We start from the raw sequence: 15,867 nt of genomic DNA, 5'->3' as shown, positions 1-15,867 counted from the left end.
GCGATGATCTGCGGCGGAAAGCGGTGATTCTTGTAGCTGATAATGGGCTTGCTCATCTCAACCCCATTATCCACGAACCGTTAAGCCGCAAACAACGTGACATCGCCCGTTAGCCTGCTCGAGATTGGGTAGGCTGGTTTGCGGTTCAACTCGCATCAAGAGCTAGCGGGCGCTCTAATTTGGCGGCTTGCCAGTATTGACGCGGCGATGCGTCCAACATCACCGTCTGCCTCGTCACTTGCTCCAGAGATGCCGATGGCGCCGATGATCTCGCCCTCGACTTTAAGCAGGACACCGCCATCGAGCGGAACGCCATTGGGGATGCACAGGAGTGCGAGCCGGCCTTCGCCTTCGACGACATCCTGGAAATCCCGGGTGTTGCGGCGGAAGAGTACGGCGGTTCGCGCCTTGAGCGTCGCAATCTCGACGCTGCCCACCTGCGCATTGTCATCACGCTGCAGCAGGACGAGATGGCCGCCGTCATCGACGATGGCGATGACCAGCCGGAGCCCCAGCTTTTTCGATTCCGCTTCCGCGGCTGCCGCAAGCGCCTTGGCGGCTTCCAGTGTGAGCGTAGTTTTCTTGGCGAGCATGGTTTTTCCTCAGGATAGTGTGACGTTCATTTTCTGGAGCCAGCCGAGCCCGCTATCGGTATCGCTGCGCGGCTTGTATTCACAGCCGACCCAACCGGCATAGCCAAGGCGATCCAGATCAACGAAGAAGCGGGCATAGTCGACTTCGCCTTCATCCGGTTCCGCACGGCTTGGCACGGCGGCGATCTGCACATGGCCGATCAGCGGCAGGTGGTGCCGCAGGTTGCCGAAGACATCGCCCTCGGAGCGACCGACATGGTAGGCGTCGAACAGGATCCTGACATTCCCCGCACCGATGGCGGCGATGATCCCGGCCTTGGCCTCCAGCGTCGAATAGAAGTAGCCGGGCTTGTCATGCTGGTTCAGTCCTTCCAGCAACAGGGTCATGTCGGGTGCCATGGCGGCCGCTGTCCGGAGATTGGCGATCAACGTCTTGCGGGCAGTCGCCTGCATCTCGGGCGCGACGACACCCGCCATGACATGGATCGCACAGGCCCCGGCGGCAGTGGCCCATTCGTGAGCCATGTTGAAGCCCTCCAGAAATTCCGCCTCGCGACCCGGCAACGCGCCGAGCCCGAATTCACCAAGTTCGGTCCGGCCAAGCGGCGTATTGATGCTGAGAAGAGTGAGGCCGTGTGTGGTGCAACGTGCCCGGACCAGTTCCGGAGGCGTGTCGTACGGCCAGTGCAGCTCCAACGCGCGGAACCCGGCGGCGTGCGCAGCATCGATCCGTTCGAGAAGCGGGCGATCCTGCCAGAGAAAACCAAGGTTGGCGGAAAAACGGGGCATCGTCTATCTCAGCTTGAATGTGGCGTTGAGGTCATCGACTGCGCTTTGCGGCAGGCGCCTGACGGGCAGATCGCGCAGGAGCAGGGCAAGCTTCGCCGCTTCTTCCAGTTCCTCGATGGCATAGACGGCACCATCGAGTGTGGCGGCCGAAACAATAGGTCCGTGATTTTCGAGAAGAACCGCGCTGTGGTCAGGAATGAGCGGCGCAATCAGCGGCCTGATTTCGGAGGAGCCGGGCCGCGTATAACGCACGACCGGGACGCGGCCCACGCGCATCACGACGTAGGGCGTGATCGGTGTGATCGCGTTAGTGGGGTCGGTGTCGGAAAGGCAGGAGAGGGCGGTTGCGTAGGTCGAATGCAGATGCACGACTGCGCCGCACTTCCGGCCTTCGTAGAAGGCAAAATGGAGCGGCAGTTCCTTGGTCGGCGGGTCGCCGGAAACGTGGTTGCCCGCTGCGTCAAGCCTCGAGAGCCGCGCCGGATCGAGGAAGCCGAGGCAGGAATTGGTGGGTGTCGCCAGATAGCCGCCATCGACACGCGCGGAGATGTTGCCGGAGGAACCGGCCGTAAGCCCTCGGTCGAAAAGTGACTTTCCCCAACGCACGATGTTTTCGCGAATGGCATCTTCGCTCATGGTCGACCTACCTCTGCAACTGCTTTTTCAAAGAAATCCGGTGCGCCGAAATTGCCGCTCTTGAGGGCCAGCCCGACGGGACCGTTTCGCCAGCCAACGAGAACCGGAACACCGGGGTCGATCTCGTGCCCGACCTGCAGGCTGGGAAGCTGCAAGGCCTCCACGACGGCACCCGAAGTCTCCCCGCCGCCGACGATGACGCGGCGTGTGCCGGTATCGACCAGATGGCGGGCAAGGCGGGCGAAGAAATCTTCGATCCGGCCGGAGACCGTTTCGCGGCCAAACCGGGCCTGCGCATCGGACACCGCTTCCGGCGCTGCGGTGGAATAGATGATCGGGGTCTGGCCTTTATGCTCGTCTACCCAGCGCACCATGGCGTCGACCGTGATCTCGCCACGCATCAACGCCAGTGGGTCGAGCGCGAAAGCAGGATGGTTTTTCGCATAGACTGCGACCTGGTTTTGAGAGGCTGTCGAGCAGGAACCACAGAGGACGATGGCCGGATCAGCCACCGAAGGGATTTCTACAGCTGAGGCGGAAAGCTTGCCCTTCGCCCGGAAATTGGCGGGCAGGCCCTGCGCGATGCCGGAGCCGCCCGTGATGAGGCGCTGATCGGCGACTGCCTGGCCGATTGCCAGCAAGTCCGCATCATCCACGGCATCGGTAACGATCAGCCGGCGTCCTTCATTCCTCTCGCTGGCGAGGGCCGCGCGGATCGCTTCAGCGCCCTTGCGGACTGTATCGAGATCGACGCTGCCGACCGGGTATCTGGCCTGAAGGGCCAGCCAGCGGCGAATATCGGGGTCGTTCATCGGCGTCAAAGGATGATGGCGCATGCCGGTTTCCGAAAGCAGCCGGTCGCCGACGAAGAGATGCCCCATGAAGAGCCGCCGGCCGGCGCCTGGAAAGGCAGGGCAGACAACGGCCGTCTCTTCACCCAGCAGGTCCAGCAGAGCTTCTGCCACAGGCCCGATATTGCCTTCGGGGGTGGAATCGAATGTGGAGCAATATTTGAAGATGATCTGTTCGCATCCTGCATCGAGCAGCCACTTCACGGCCTCGACAGATTGGGTGACCGCATCGGCGACGGGTACCGAGCGCGTCTTGAGCGCGACGACGCCTGCCTCGCAGGCAGGGATCTCCTGTCCGATCCCGGAGAACTGCATCGTTGCCATGCCGCCCTTGGCCAATGTGTTGGCAAGGTCGCTGGCTCCCGTGAAATCATCTGCAATGGCGCCAAGCAGCATGGTCAGGCCCTCTCCGGAAGCCTGCTTTCCAGCTCGTCCTCGATATGGACGCGGATAATCTCTTCGAAGGAGGCCTCGGCGTGGAAGCCCAATGCCTCCGCACGGCGTGTATCAAAGCCCTGCGGCCAGCCGGAGATGATGTTGGCGATCGTCTCGTTCGGCTCGCGCCGGATCAGCCGCGTCGCGGCATCGCCCGCCACCCTGCGTAGCGCCTCGATCTGGTCGCCGACCGTCGCCGAAAGGCCGGGCATGGTGATGGTCCTGAGCTGGCCGAGCGAACCGGTATCGATCTCTGCGGCGTGCAGCAGGAACCCCGTCGCGGCGCGCGGGCTGGCAAACCAGTGGCGTACATTTTCGCTGACTGGCAACACGGCCTCTTGGCCGATCAGCGGTTCGCGCAGGATCGAGGAGAAGAAGCCGGAAGCCGCCTTGTTCGGTTTGCCGGGGCGGATGGAGATTGTCGGAAGCCTTATGCCGATGCCGTCGAAGATGCCCCGGCGGGAATAGTCGGCCAGAAGGAGTTCGCAGATCGCCTTCTGCGTGCCGTAGCTCGTCAGCGGGGTCACGCAATGGGTATCGCTGATGACGGGTGGCAGCGGCTCGCCGAAGACGACGATGGACGAGGTGAAAACGACCCGCGGTGTATAGGGCCGTTCGAGGCCGGCAAGGCGGATCGCTTCGAAGAGCGCGCGCGTTCCGTCGAGATTGACGCTGTAGCCCTTTTCGAAATCCGCCTCGGCCTCGCCGGATACGACAGCGGCAAAATGAAAGATGAGATCCGGCCGGCTGGCGATAAGCGCCGAAGCGGCACCCGGCCGGGAGAGATCGGTCGCGACCGTCTCGATCTCGCCGCCGAAATCCAGTGTTTCCGGTGCGACAATGTCGGCAAGCGTCATGCGCTGGATTGCTCTGCCGTTGACGGTGCCCGCTGCCGCAAGGGCGCGCGAAAGCTTGCGGCCGATCATGCCGGCCGCACCAATGATCAAAATATGCATGTAGGCTTGCTCCTTACGGTCTACCGGCGGGCTTGAAGGAAACCGGATCAGCCGGCGGCCTGGTCGCCGTTCCGTGCGTGCTTTCGCCGACGGCACGCGACGTGTCATGAATTCTCAGGATATGCTCGGAGAACGCCGCAGCCACCGCATCCGGATTGCGCATCTTAAGCGCCCTGACGATGAAGCGGTGGTCCTCGAGGCTTTTTTCGATGGCACCGGGCTCTGCCATGGCGATACGGCGATGGTCGAGCATGTAGGTATAGAGGTCAACGACGAAGTCGGCGAGAAGCCGGTTTGTCGAGGCGTAGTAGATCGTGAGATGGAACTCCCGGTCGCAGATCAGGAAGCGCACGGGATCATTCAATGCTTCTTCCTGGGCCGCGATCGAGTTTTCGAGTCGCTGGATATCGTCTTCGCTCAGGTGTCGGGCGGCATCGGCGGCGACGGCGGTTTCCACGAGAAGGCGGGCAGCATGGACGGCATCCAGGCTGTAGCCGTTGATCGACGTCGGATTGGTCACGCCGATCCGCTGCGCGCCGACTGTCACGTCGACGCGGGCGACACGGGTGCGCGCCCCTTGAGAGACCTGGACCACACCTTCGCCGGCCAGAAGCTGTACCGCACCGCGCACAGTCTCGCGGCTGACCGCCAGCATCGTCGATAGTTCACGCTCGCTCGGCAGCTCGTCGCCGCGCTGCAGAATGCCGGACGCGATCATGGAAACGATCTTGTCCCTGATCATTTCCTTGGCGGTCTGCTTGTGTATCGTCTCATGAAGAGGCGAGAGCGGTAGGCTCGACATGGGGTACTCCGACTGGCCCGATTTATAGTCCAGTTAAACCATTCCAGACCCCCTGTCACCTCCCCGGTTGCAAAAATTTCGTTCGCGGTCGCGAGAGAAGTTGCCGGGTGGGGCGGCGTGGTTGACGCAGACTTCCGCGAAAAATGCGCTAATATTCCAATTTTGCTCGCTATTTCCGCGTGAAGTTCAGCGATTTTTGCACTGCATTCCTAATCTTGAGGTCGCCAAGCCGCCTGGAAGTGGTTTCACCAAAACGGGCCTTAAGGCCCGAATGCGCAACCCAGGGTGCCGGTGAAAAAAATTCTCACTGGTACGGTGCCTTGACCAGTTGACAAGTTGAAAAGCCGCCTCTAGCGTTGTCGTCATCGGTGGGGTCTGGGCTCCGCCATGGGCATGCCCCGGGAGTGGCGTTGCCTTCGCAGGAGGAAAATCCATGTCGCAGTTTTTGTGCGTTCCGGCTGGAACGGCGAGAGGCTTGTCGTGAGTGTGCTCGAGACATCGTTCGATGCCGCGCAGCCTGTTGGCGCGCCGCGCCAGGTGCTGGTGGCTCGTGGCGTCACAAAGGGGTTCCCGGGTGTTCTGGCCCTCGACAATGTCGATTTCGACGTGCGGGCCGGTGAAGTCACGGCGTTGCTCGGCGAAAACGGTGCCGGGAAATCGACACTTATCAAGCTTATGGCCGGCTTCTATACGCCTGACCGCGGCGAGATCACGGTCGACGGCGTAGCTTTGCAGGCTGACCCTGCCTCCGCACACCGTATTGGTGTCGCCACCATCCACCAGGATGCCCATCTCGTTCCGGCCATGTCGGTGGCGGAGAACATCATGCTCGGCCGTTGGCCCGGCCGCTATGGCTGGGTGTCGAGGAAGGCGCAGAAGGAGAGAGCGCGTGCCGCCGTCGCCCGCGTTGCGCCCCATCTCAACATATCCACCCCGGCAGGGCGTCTTTCGCCCGCCGACCAGCAGCTCATCGAGATTGCACGCGCCATTTCTGAGGATTCGAAGATCCTCATCATGGACGAGCCGACGACATCGCTATCGCCGCCGGAGATCGACCGTCTGTTTCGGGTCGTCAATGATCTGAAAGCGAATGGTCTCGGCATCGTCTTCGTCTCGCACTGGCTGGAAGAGGTCTTCGCAATTGCCGACCGCGTCACCGTTCTGCGGGATGGCCGGCTGGTCGGGACGGAAGCAATTGCAAATCTCAATCACGACAAGGTCATTCGCATGATGGTCGGTCGCGATGTACGCGAAGCGGAGCACAAGCCGCGTCCGATCGGCGACGTGGTGATGCGCGTCAGCAACCTTTCCCGCGACGGGCTTCTGGACGATATCTCCTTCGATGTTCGCGCCGGCGAGATCGTCGGCATGTCGGGTCTTGTAGGGGCCGGCCGCAGCGAACTTGCAGCCTGCATCTTTGGTATCGATCCCTATGACAACGGCACCGTCGAAATCGCCGGCCAGCCGATCCGCGCGAACGATCCCAAGGCGGCGATCGATGCGGGCATCGGCCTGGTTCCCGAAGACAGGCGCCGGCAGGCCCTCGTCGGGCTGATGAGCGTGCGCAGCAACATGACGCTCAGCCTTTTCGACCAGATTACCCGTTACGGCTTCCTCTCTTCCCAGAGAGAAGAGGAGATCGCCGCGCGCGAGATGAAGAGCCTGGCGGTCAAGGCGGCGTCGTCGAAGGTGCGGGTTTCCACCCTTTCCGGCGGTAACCAGCAGAAGGTCGTGCTCGGCCGCTGGCTTGCACGACGCCCGAAGGTCCTAATCCTCGACGAGCCGACCAAGGGTATCGATGTCGGCGCCAAATCGGAGATCAGCGATCTGGTCGTCCGGCTTGCGGAGAGCGGCATGGCGATCCTGCTGATCAGTTCGGAGCTGCCGGAAATTCTCTCGCTGTCCGATCGCGTCCTCGTCATGCGGTCGGGGCGCATATCCGCCAAGCTTACGCGGGCGGAAGCGACAAGCGAAACCATCATGAGCTACGCGACGACTGGCTGAGCGCCCTCGATACGACGCGCAGGAGACACGAATGACTTTGGAGAACACGCAAATGAGCGACATCGCAACAGCCGGGCACGGCAAGCCGCCGGGATTGTTCGGGCGCATCTCGTTCATCGACCTGATGCAGAGCGTCGGCTTGCTGGCGGTCATCCTGCTTGGTGGCGCCATAATGAGCGTCCTCAGCCCGGTTTTCGCAACGATGCGAAACATCGAGAATGTGCTGCAGTCGGCAACGATCATCGCCGTGGTTGCGATCGGGCAGACCTTCGTGATCCTTGTCGCCGGCATTGACCTGTCGGTCGCCTCGGTTCTTGTTCTGTCGTCGGTGCTTTCGGTGGGGCTCGTCCAGTTCCAGGGTTTCTCTCCGGAGATTGGTGTGATGGTCGCGCTTCTCGCCGGCCTCGGCATCGGCCTCGTCAACGGGCTTGCCGTGACCAAGCTGCGGATCCCCGCCCTTATCGCGACGCTCGCGACGATGACGATCGGCCGAGGTCTCGCCTACATCTACTCGGGCGGCACGAATATCGCGCCGGTGCCACGGTTCTTCGTCGACTTGCAGGCCGCGCGTATTCTCGGCATTCCCGCTGTGATCGTGCTGACGCTCGTACTGGCGCTGATCGCGCAGATCGTGCTCTCGCGCACCTCCTTTGGCCGGTCGATCTATGCCACCGGCGGAAACCCGCTCGCCGCTCGCCTTGCCGGCATCAAGACCGAGCGTGTCATCATCATTGCCTTCATGATTTCCGGCCTGATGTCGGCGATCGGTGGCCTTCTCATCACCGCACGGTTCGAGGCGGGCGCTGCAACGGCTGCACAGGGGCTTGAACTCGCGGTTATTGCCGCGGTGGTCATCGGTGGCGTCAGCCTGTTCGGCGGGGAAGGAAATATCGGGAGCATGCTGCTTGGCGTGCTGCTGCTCGGCCTGGTGCAGAATGCAGTCAATCTTCTGAATGTACCGCCGAACTGGGACTCGGTCGTCTCCGGTCTCGTCATCGCCGCTGCTGCCGCCCTCGATGTCTATCGTCGCAGTTATCTGGAAGCCGGAATGCGCAAGAAAGTCATCGCGACGAAATCGAAGCAGCCGCCGAAAGCCTGACAACACGGGAGCGGCGCCCTCACACCGCAACAACGAAAAGCAGTTCGTCACGCATGCGCCTTTCGGGGCGAACGGAATCGCTTTGCTGAAAATTACGGTGAAGCGGGAATGGGGAACGCCACCCGAAGAGGGTGGCCCACGGGTCCAATTGGGAGGAAACATAATGGACACGAAGACCAGAATGCCAATGAACCGCCGCACGCTCATGCAGCTCGCAGCCGGTGTCGCCCTCATGATGACGGGTGCACTTGCCGCTCCGGGTGCGGCCCTTGCCGAAGACAGCGCGCTCAAGGGCAAGAACCTTGCCTATATCGCCTTCGGCCTCCAGTACGAATACCAGGTCACGCTTGTCGATCACGTCAAGAAGCTTGCCGCCGAGAAGGGCATGAACATTTCCGTCTATGACGGCAAGGGCGATCCGTCGACGCAGACGACCCAGATGCTCGACGTCCTGTCCAAGCAGCCGGATATAATCCTGCTCAACCCGGTCGATGCGAAGCTGCTGCAGGGCGGCGTGCGCAAGGCCAACGAGGCCGGCATCCCGCTCTTCATGCTGGAGAACCTGCCGCCTGAAGGCGAATGGGTCGCCTACAACACCTTTGACGACGTGGCGGGCGGTCGTGCAGCGGCGGATGCCGTGGCGAAGTTGACGGGCGGCAAGGGACTGGTGCTCGAAGTGCGCGGTGCGATCGGCTCCGGCCAGTCGGAGAAGCGCTATCAGGGCTTCCACGAGCAGATGGAAGCGAAATATCCCGACATCAAGATCGAGACGCTGAAGGCCGAGTGGGCTGCCGATACCGCGCAGACCCTGACGGTTGATGCCTTCACCCGTGATCCGAACGTCGCGGCGATCTGGGCGCATAATGACGAGATGATCCGCGGCGTGGTCTCCGCACTTCGCCAGATTGACCGGCTGAAGCTCGCCGGCGAGGAAGGCCACGTCCCGGTCATCGGTTTCGACGGCACGCCTCTCGGCCTGCAGCGTATCCGCGAGGGCACGCAGACCGCCGATGTCGGCCAGAACCCGTTCTCCATGGGCTCGTCCATCGTGGAGCAGATGGAAAACCACTTCTCCGGCAAGCCGGTCGAAAAGAACACGCTCATCCAGCCCGTCATGATCTGGAAGGAGAATGTCGACAGCGAGGAAAACTGGGGCAACATGGTCAAGGGTTGATACCCTTCGAAGACACGGCAGGGGGCGATCGCCGGTCGCCTCCTGCCGGCAGCCATTCTTGAGCGGATTGGATAAGGCATGACGAAAGACATCATGAAACCCGATTATGCAAACAACATGCGGCTAATCGGCCATTCGGACCAGGGCGGTTTGCGAGACGGCATCCAGGTCATGGTCGAGGATGGCTTTGCCTATATCGGTCATCTCTTCAGCCAGGGTTTCTCGATCGTCGACGTGCGCGATCCCGCCAACCCGAAACCCGCCGGATATGTGAAGGCGCCGGCCAATACCTGGAACGTCCATCTCCAGACAGCGGATGGGCTGCTTCTCGTCGTTCACGGCAAGGATGTCTTTGCCGATGCGGCATTTGCGGACGAGGCATCCTATTACAAGGCCGCGGCCGGCACGGCGCTCGGCACAGCGGCTCCGAAGACAGCGAGAAACTGGGATGCCGGTCTCGCCGTCTACGATATCGCCTCCAAACCCGGTGAACCGCGCCGTTTCGGCTTCATGCCGGTCTCCGGCGGCATTCATCGCATCTGGTGGACGGGCGGCAAGTGGGCTTATGTCTCGGCACTGCTGGACGGTTATACCGACTTCATCTTCATGACCGTCGACATGTCTGACCCGACGAACCCGCGGGAAGCCGGACGCTATGCGCTGCCGGGCATGCATCAGGCGGGGGGCGAAACCCCGAGCTGGCCGGCCAATGCCAAGTTCGGCCTGCACCATGCGATCGTCGATGGAGACACGGCCTGGGGTGCATGGCGTGATGCCGGCCTCGTGGTTATGGATGTTGCCGACCGTGCAAAGCCATTGCTCATCCGCCACACCAACTGGTCGCCGCCATTCCAGGGCGGCACGCACAATTGCCTTCCGATCAAGGACCGGGACATTCTCGTCGTTGTGGACGAGGCCGTGCTCGATGATTTCGAGGACGGGCTCAAGAACATCTGGATCTTCGATATCAAGGACAAGGCGAACCCGGTCCCGATCGCCACCATGCCGCCGCCGTCGGACCAGGACTATACGCACAAGGGTGCGCATTACGGGCCACATAACATTCATGAAAACCGCCCCGGCAGCTTCCAGAGTTCGTCCCTGATCTTCTCGACCTGGCAGAATGCCGGCGTGCGGGTCTACGACATCTCGAATGCCTACCAGCCGAAGGAGGTGGGCGCGCTCGTGCCCCCGCCACCATCTGGGTTGATGGACCAGCGCCCGGGCAAGAAGAAGATCATCCAAACCTGCGACATCTTCGTCGACAAGAACGGGCTGGCTTACGTGACCGACTACAATGCCGGTCTTTACATCATGGAATATACCGGCTGAGCCCGGTGAGATTTATTGAAAGGTATCAGCATGAACCTCTTCGGCTCCTATGACGTGGTGGTGACCGGCGCCGGCTCCTCCGGCATCGTTGCGGCGATCCGCGCAGCCCGCGAGGGCGCCAGAGTGCTGCTTCTGGAAGGCACCGGCTTCCTCGGCGGTCTCATCACCGGCGGCCGCCTCACCAAGCCCACGGGCCTCATCAACTCGAAGATCTTCGAGGAAATGCTCGATCGATGCGTCGCCTATCGCGGTGCGGACGGGCGCATCCGGGAATCCTACTGGGGCAAGTACACCGGCACCTTCGATGCCGAGGTCATGCAGCGCGTGATCATCGAGATGGTCGAGGAATCCGGCGTAGAGGTGCTGCTGCGCGCCAACGTGGTCCAGACGGTGATGAAGGACGGCGCGGTGCACGGGCTTCTCATCCGCACCAAGTCCGGCGAGAGCCTCGTCCTGGCCAAGGCGTTCGTGGATGCATCCGGTGACGGCGACGTTGCGGCACTGGCGGGTGCGCAGTTCATGCTGGGTCGTGAAGGCGACGGGCTGACCCAGCCCATCACCTCCTATTTCCGCGTGCTCAACGTCAATGTTCCGGCGCTCATCGCGGATTGCGAGGCGAACCGCGCGGACATGTGGGAGGTTGTCTATCCGAAGGAAGCCGGCAACCGCAACGAAGACTATGCCATGGCCGTTCTCCTGACGGGCTTCCAGCAGCGCATCAAGGACAAGGTCGCCGAAGGCTTCGACTGGATCATCCCGAAGGATCACATCACCATGAAGACGGGGCTCATCCCCGGCGAAATCAGCGTCAACGTCACGCGCTATCAGGGAAATGGCCTCGATGACCGCGACCTGAGCCGCGCCGAGATCGAAATCCGCAAGCAGGCCTATTGCGCCTTCGACTTCCTGCAGCGCTATGTCGGTGGCTTCGAGGACGCGATCTTCCTGGAGGTCGCGCCCAAGCTTGGCGTGCGCGAGACCCGCCGCGTGACCGGTCATTACATCCTGACGGAGGCCGACGTGCGTGGCAACGGTCGCTTCGATGATGCGATCGGACTTTGCAATTCGCCCGTCGACGTGCACGAGCCGGGCGGCAGCCGCGCCATCATGGATCATGTCGGCATCGGTTACGGCATTCCATGGCGTACGCTGGTGCCGCTCGACGTGGACAATATCCTCGTTGCCGGGCGCTGCATCTCCGTCGACGCCATCGCCTTCGGTTCCACCCGCAACGTGCCGGCCTGCACCATGACGGGTGAGGCGACCGCAATTGCCGCGGCCTTGGCGGCGAAGCGCAACGTTCCGACCTCCGCGATTACCGCATTGGAAGTGCAGGCTCGACTGAAGGAGCTCGGCGTCTGGCTCGGGACTCCGGGCGAGGACGTTCCCGATGTTCTCAGGCAGGCAAGCTGACGGAGGGGGACATGGTCTGCGCACAGCCGATCGGGGAGGGCGGGATATGCATCGATGAATTCACGCCCTTCGGTTACGATACGGATTACGGGCTCGACATGGTGCGGGCGCTGGAGGCCACAGGGCAGGTCGATTACTTCAATTCCGATGCCGGTTCGTTTTCGAGCTACTGGATGGAGATCCCGCCGGCGGGCGGCCGTTCCCGCATCGGAGTTTCGCCGTATCAACGTGGCGCTGAAACGCGCGACTTCACTTCCAGTCATCGGTTTCGGCCGCATTTCATCCAGTGCAGGTGAAGCATTGCTGGCCGCAGGCGAGGCGGATCTCGTCGGCATGGCGCGGCAGCTCATTGCCGATCCGGAAACCGTCAACAAGGTGGCAAGCGGCCGCGGCGATCTCGTGCGCCTCTGTATCTCCTGCAACGATGGCTGCATCTATCAGGTGGGGCAGGAGAAGGGCGTGCGTTGCGTTCACAATCCGGGCGCCGGACAGGAGCGCCGGCGGAGCGAGCGGCTAGGACCTGGAAGACAGTACTCGGTGAGATGGGGGATTAACGGATAATTAGGTATAATATTGGCAACATCCGGCAAAGATATACTTTCCGGGTCGGTCGCGATGCAAACAAGCCGCTTTTTCCAGAATGCCTGGTCATTTCGCCCCGGGCTGCTCCTGTCTACGGCACCCCTGATTGTAGCGCTGGCGGCGCTCTCGCCCGCCTCCGCCCAGGAGGTCACTATCCTCGATGACAGCACGCCCTTGAGCCCTGAGCTCATCGATGGCAACGTGGATCTGGAAATCGGCGTGAGCGGCGTCGGCAGCCTGACCATCCTCAATGGCGGCACATTGACCAATGCCAGCGGCTATGTGGGGGTCAATGCATCGGGTATCGGCACCGTGACGGTGTCCGGCCAGAATTCGCACTGGGGCAATCTTGGTAGCGTCGTCATCGGGCAGGAAGGCGATGGAACGCTCAATGTCAACACAGGCGGTCATGTCGTTGTCGACAGGCGGATCAATGTCGGCCTTTACGGGCCGGGCTATGTCGAGGTCTCGTCCGGCGGCACTATGGCGAGCAATGACGCCATAGTCGGGCTCTACGACCGGGGTGAAGTGGTTCTGAACTCGAGCGCCTCCTGGACGATGCCGGGTCAGCTCACGGTCGGTTGGGGTGACGAAGGCGTTCTGCGCATCGAAGACGGCGCCAGCGTGAGCAGCAATCAGGGCTATGTGGGCTCCGAAGCCGGCAGTGACGGCAGGGTCACCGTGACTGGGCTGGGGTCGAGTTGGGAGATGGACATCTACAATCTGACCCTGGGCAACAATGGAACCGGCGCGATGACTATCGACGATGGCGGGCGGGTTTTCTCGAAGGATGGCGTCGTTCTCGGCGGGTGGGCGGGGTCCAGCGGCACGCTCCATGTGCTGGGAACGACGGGCTTGTCGGGGGTTTTGGAAACCAGCGGCTTCCGCGGTGGCGATGGCACCGCAAATGTCACCCTGGATGGCGGCGTAGTGCGGGCCATCCGCAACAACACAAATTTCTTCACCAACTATGGCACCCAGCAAGTCACCCTTGGCGTAGCCGGCGGCATCATCGATACCAATGGCTATAATATCGGCATCGCCCCGGTCATGACCGGACCGGGCAGCCTGACCAAGGATGGCCTGGGTACGCTGACGCTCACCGGCGCCAACACCTATGGCGGCGGCACGACGATCACGGCCGGCACCTTGCAGCTGGGCAATGGCGGAACGACCGGCAGCATCCAGGGCAATGTCGCCAATGGCGGCATCCTGGCGTTCAACCGCTCGGATGTCGTGACCTTTGGCGGCACCGTTGCCGGGACGGGCGGCGTCTGGCAGGTGGGTTCCGGGCAAACCTTGCTCACCGCCAATAGTTCGGGCCTGTTGGGCGTCTCCAGGGTCTATACCGGCATTCTCTCGATCGATGGCAGGCTGGGCGGGTCGATGGAGGTCATCGGTGGGCGCTTGCAGGGCATCGGCCACGTGGGCGCGACGACGAACTTTGCCGGGGGCACGATCGCTCCGGGCAATTCGATCGGCACGCTGACCGTAGCGGGCAACTATGTGGGGGCCGGCGGCATTCTCGAAATCGAGACGGTGCTGGGCGACGACAGCTCGGCCACCGATAAGCTTGTGGTAACCGGAAATACCTCAGGCAGCACCAATGTCCGCGTCATCAATCTCGGCGGTGCCGGCGCGCAGACCGACGAAGGTATCCGCATCATCGATGTCGGTGGCGCCTCGGCGGGCGATTTCAGGCTGCTGGGGAATTATGCCTTCGAGGGGGCTCCTGCCGTGGTGGCCGGAGCCTATGCCTATCGTCTCTACAAGGGTGGGGTGAGCACGCCGGCGGACGGCGACTGGTATCTGCGCTCGGCGTTGATCGACGGCGGCACCCCGACCGGGCCGCTCTATCAGGCCGGAGCTCCGGTTTACGAGACCTATGCCATGGCGCTGCAGAGCTTCAACGAACTTGAAACCCTACAGCAGCGCGTCGGTAACCGGTCCTGGATGGCCGGCATGATCGAAACGGACGCCTTGCCGGAGACAGCCGGCACCAATAGCGGCACCTGGGGCCGGTTTATCGCCCGCCATACCAGCATGGAGGCCAAAGTCTCCACCACCGGCGCCGGCCTCGATGTCGACATCTGGCAGATGCAAGTTGGGGCCGACCAACAGCTCTATGCGGGCGAGGCCGGCAATCTTGTCGGCGGCCTTTCGGCGCGCTACGGCACCATTACCGGTGACGTGACCTCGGTGTTCGGCAACGGCTCGATCAAAAGCACCGGCTATGGCCTGGGCGGATCGCTGACCTGGTATGGTTCGGGCGGCTTCTATCTCGATGCCCAGGCGAACCTGACCTGGTACGACAGTGCGCTCGGCTCGTCGACCGCGGCGACGGGTCTGGTTTCCGGCAATGGCGGCTTTGGCTATGCAATCGGCCTCGAGGCCGGCCAGCAGGTCGCGCTCAACCAGAACTGGTCGGTCACGCCTCAGGTACAGTTGACCTACTCCGACGTCCGCTATGATCGCTTCACCGACGTCTATGGTGCTGCCGTTTCGTTCACCGAGGGTGACGATCTCACCATCCGGTTGGGCCTTTCGGCCGACTACCAAGACGCTTGGACTGATGAGACCGGCCAGACCAGCCGCCTCCATGCCTATGGCATTGCCAATCTCTACTACAACATGCTGCCCCATAGCCGGACCGACCTGGCCGGTGTGGAGCTCGTCAACACGCAGGACAATTTCTGGGGCGGCTTGGGGCTCGGCGGCACCTATAGCTGGGGCGACGGCAAATACGCCCTCCACGGTCAGGCGGGCGTCAACACAAGTTTGGTCAATTTCGGCAACAGCTACAGCCTCGCAGGCACCGTCGGGCTCACGGTCAGGTTTTAGCGCGCGTTTCAGAGGCTATTTGGTAAGGCTCAGCCTTGATAAATGCGATGTTGCGCTGACAACCGCTTTAGGACCAATCGACATTCAGGATTCCGTTTTTCAATGACGCGTGATTCATGGGTTTCCAGATTTGGTGATCTGGAGCCTGTTGATGTCGAAACCGAAGCGCTACGAACTGACTGCTGAGCAATGGCGACGGGTCGGGGATTTGTTGCCCGGCAAGCCTGGCGATCCGGGCCGCTCTGGCACGGACAATCTTACTTTCGTCAACGGCGTGCTCTTGGTGCTGCGCTCGGGTGCGCATTGGCACGACCTGCCTGAGCGATACGGAGAGCGTAGCGTTCGAAGTACGCTAAACAA

15 protein-coding genes are annotated in these 15,867 nt (G+C 62.1%); 9 read left to right on the top strand and 6 right to left on the bottom strand.

Annotated elements, in window-relative coordinates; all coding sequences use genetic code 11:
* Window positions 1–155: 155 nt before the first annotated feature.
* From GR158_RS24715 to GR158_RS24690, 6 genes are read right to left on the bottom strand one after another with little or no spacing between them, the layout of a single operon-like run.
* Window positions 156–593 (bottom strand): heme-binding protein, encoded by a 438-nt coding sequence (locus GR158_RS24715; protein WP_160873011.1) that lies wholly within the window; start codon window positions 591–593, stop codon window positions 156–158.
* 9 nt (window positions 594–602) lie between these two features.
* Window positions 603–1,382, bottom strand: a complete 780-nt coding sequence (locus GR158_RS24710; protein ID WP_160873010.1) for a hydroxypyruvate isomerase family protein — start codon at window positions 1,380–1,382, stop codon at window positions 603–605.
* 3 nt (window positions 1,383–1,385) lie between these two features.
* Complete coding sequence (locus tag GR158_RS24705) at window positions 1,386–2,018, bottom strand: aldolase (protein WP_160873009.1); 633 nt, start codon at window positions 2,016–2,018, stop codon at window positions 1,386–1,388.
* Entirely contained in the window at window positions 2,015–3,265 is a 1,251-nt protein-coding gene (gene otnK, locus GR158_RS24700) for a 3-oxo-tetronate kinase (protein WP_160873008.1), read from the bottom strand. The genes GR158_RS24705 and otnK overlap by 4 nt, the downstream gene beginning before the upstream one ends.
* Window positions 3,266–3,267: 2 nt before the next feature.
* Window positions 3,268–4,260, bottom strand: coding sequence for a D-erythronate dehydrogenase (gene denD, locus GR158_RS24695; RefSeq protein ID WP_160873007.1), 993 nt, complete (start codon window positions 4,258–4,260; stop codon window positions 3,268–3,270).
* A 13-nt stretch (window positions 4,261–4,273) separates the two neighbouring features.
* Window positions 4,274–5,062 carry a FadR/GntR family transcriptional regulator gene (locus GR158_RS24690; RefSeq protein WP_246301981.1) on the bottom strand — a complete coding sequence of 263 codons (789 nt, stop codon included), beginning with the start codon at window positions 5,060–5,062 and terminating at the stop codon, window positions 4,274–4,276.
* A 480-nt stretch (window positions 5,063–5,542) separates the two neighbouring features.
* Here GR158_RS24690 and GR158_RS24685 point away from each other — a divergent pair, with 480 nt between their 5' ends.
* The 9 genes from GR158_RS24685 to GR158_RS24645 all read left to right on the top strand — a co-directional run.
* On the top strand, window positions 5,543–7,066 hold the full coding sequence (locus GR158_RS24685; RefSeq protein WP_371731790.1) for a sugar ABC transporter ATP-binding protein: 1,524 nt from the start codon (window positions 5,543–5,545) through the stop codon (window positions 7,064–7,066).
* A gap of 52 nt (window positions 7,067–7,118) precedes the next feature.
* Window positions 7,119–8,165, top strand: a complete 1,047-nt coding sequence (locus GR158_RS24680) for an ABC transporter permease (RefSeq protein WP_160873006.1) — start codon at window positions 7,119–7,121, stop codon at window positions 8,163–8,165.
* Between the two features lie 163 nt (window positions 8,166–8,328).
* Complete coding sequence (locus GR158_RS24675; RefSeq protein WP_202402441.1) at window positions 8,329–9,339, top strand: sugar ABC transporter substrate-binding protein; 1,011 nt, start codon at window positions 8,329–8,331, stop codon at window positions 9,337–9,339.
* 78 nt (window positions 9,340–9,417) lie between these two features.
* Window positions 9,418–10,671: an LVIVD repeat-containing protein gene (locus tag GR158_RS24670; protein ID WP_160873005.1), complete on the top strand. Its 1,254-nt coding sequence runs from the start codon at window positions 9,418–9,420 to the stop codon at window positions 10,669–10,671.
* 30 nt (window positions 10,672–10,701) lie between these two features.
* Entirely contained in the window at window positions 10,702–12,084 is a 1,383-nt protein-coding gene (locus GR158_RS24665; RefSeq protein ID WP_160873004.1) for an FAD-dependent oxidoreductase, read from the top strand.
* 11 nt (window positions 12,085–12,095) lie between these two features.
* Entirely contained in the window at window positions 12,096–12,380 is a 285-nt protein-coding gene (locus GR158_RS24660; protein WP_160873003.1) for a hypothetical protein, read from the top strand.
* Window positions 12,313–12,645, top strand: a complete 333-nt coding sequence (locus GR158_RS24655; RefSeq protein WP_160873002.1) for a hypothetical protein — start codon at window positions 12,313–12,315, stop codon at window positions 12,643–12,645. The genes GR158_RS24660 and GR158_RS24655 overlap by 68 nt, the downstream gene beginning before the upstream one ends.
* A 12-nt stretch (window positions 12,646–12,657) precedes the next feature.
* A complete protein-coding gene (locus tag GR158_RS24650; protein ID WP_246665785.1) occupies window positions 12,658–15,507 on the top strand; it encodes an autotransporter outer membrane beta-barrel domain-containing protein in 2,850 nt (949 codons plus the stop codon).
* A gap of 151 nt (window positions 15,508–15,658) precedes the next feature.
* A partial coding sequence (locus tag GR158_RS24645) for a transposase (RefSeq protein WP_160873001.1) occupies window positions 15,659–15,867 on the top strand: 209 nt, incomplete at its 3' end.

The organism is Shinella sp. AETb1-6 (genome assembly GCF_009826875.1).
GTDB classification, from domain to species: Bacteria; Pseudomonadota; Alphaproteobacteria; order Rhizobiales; family Rhizobiaceae; genus Shinella; species Shinella sumterensis.
This window is presented reverse-complemented; position numbering and strand designations above follow the sequence as displayed.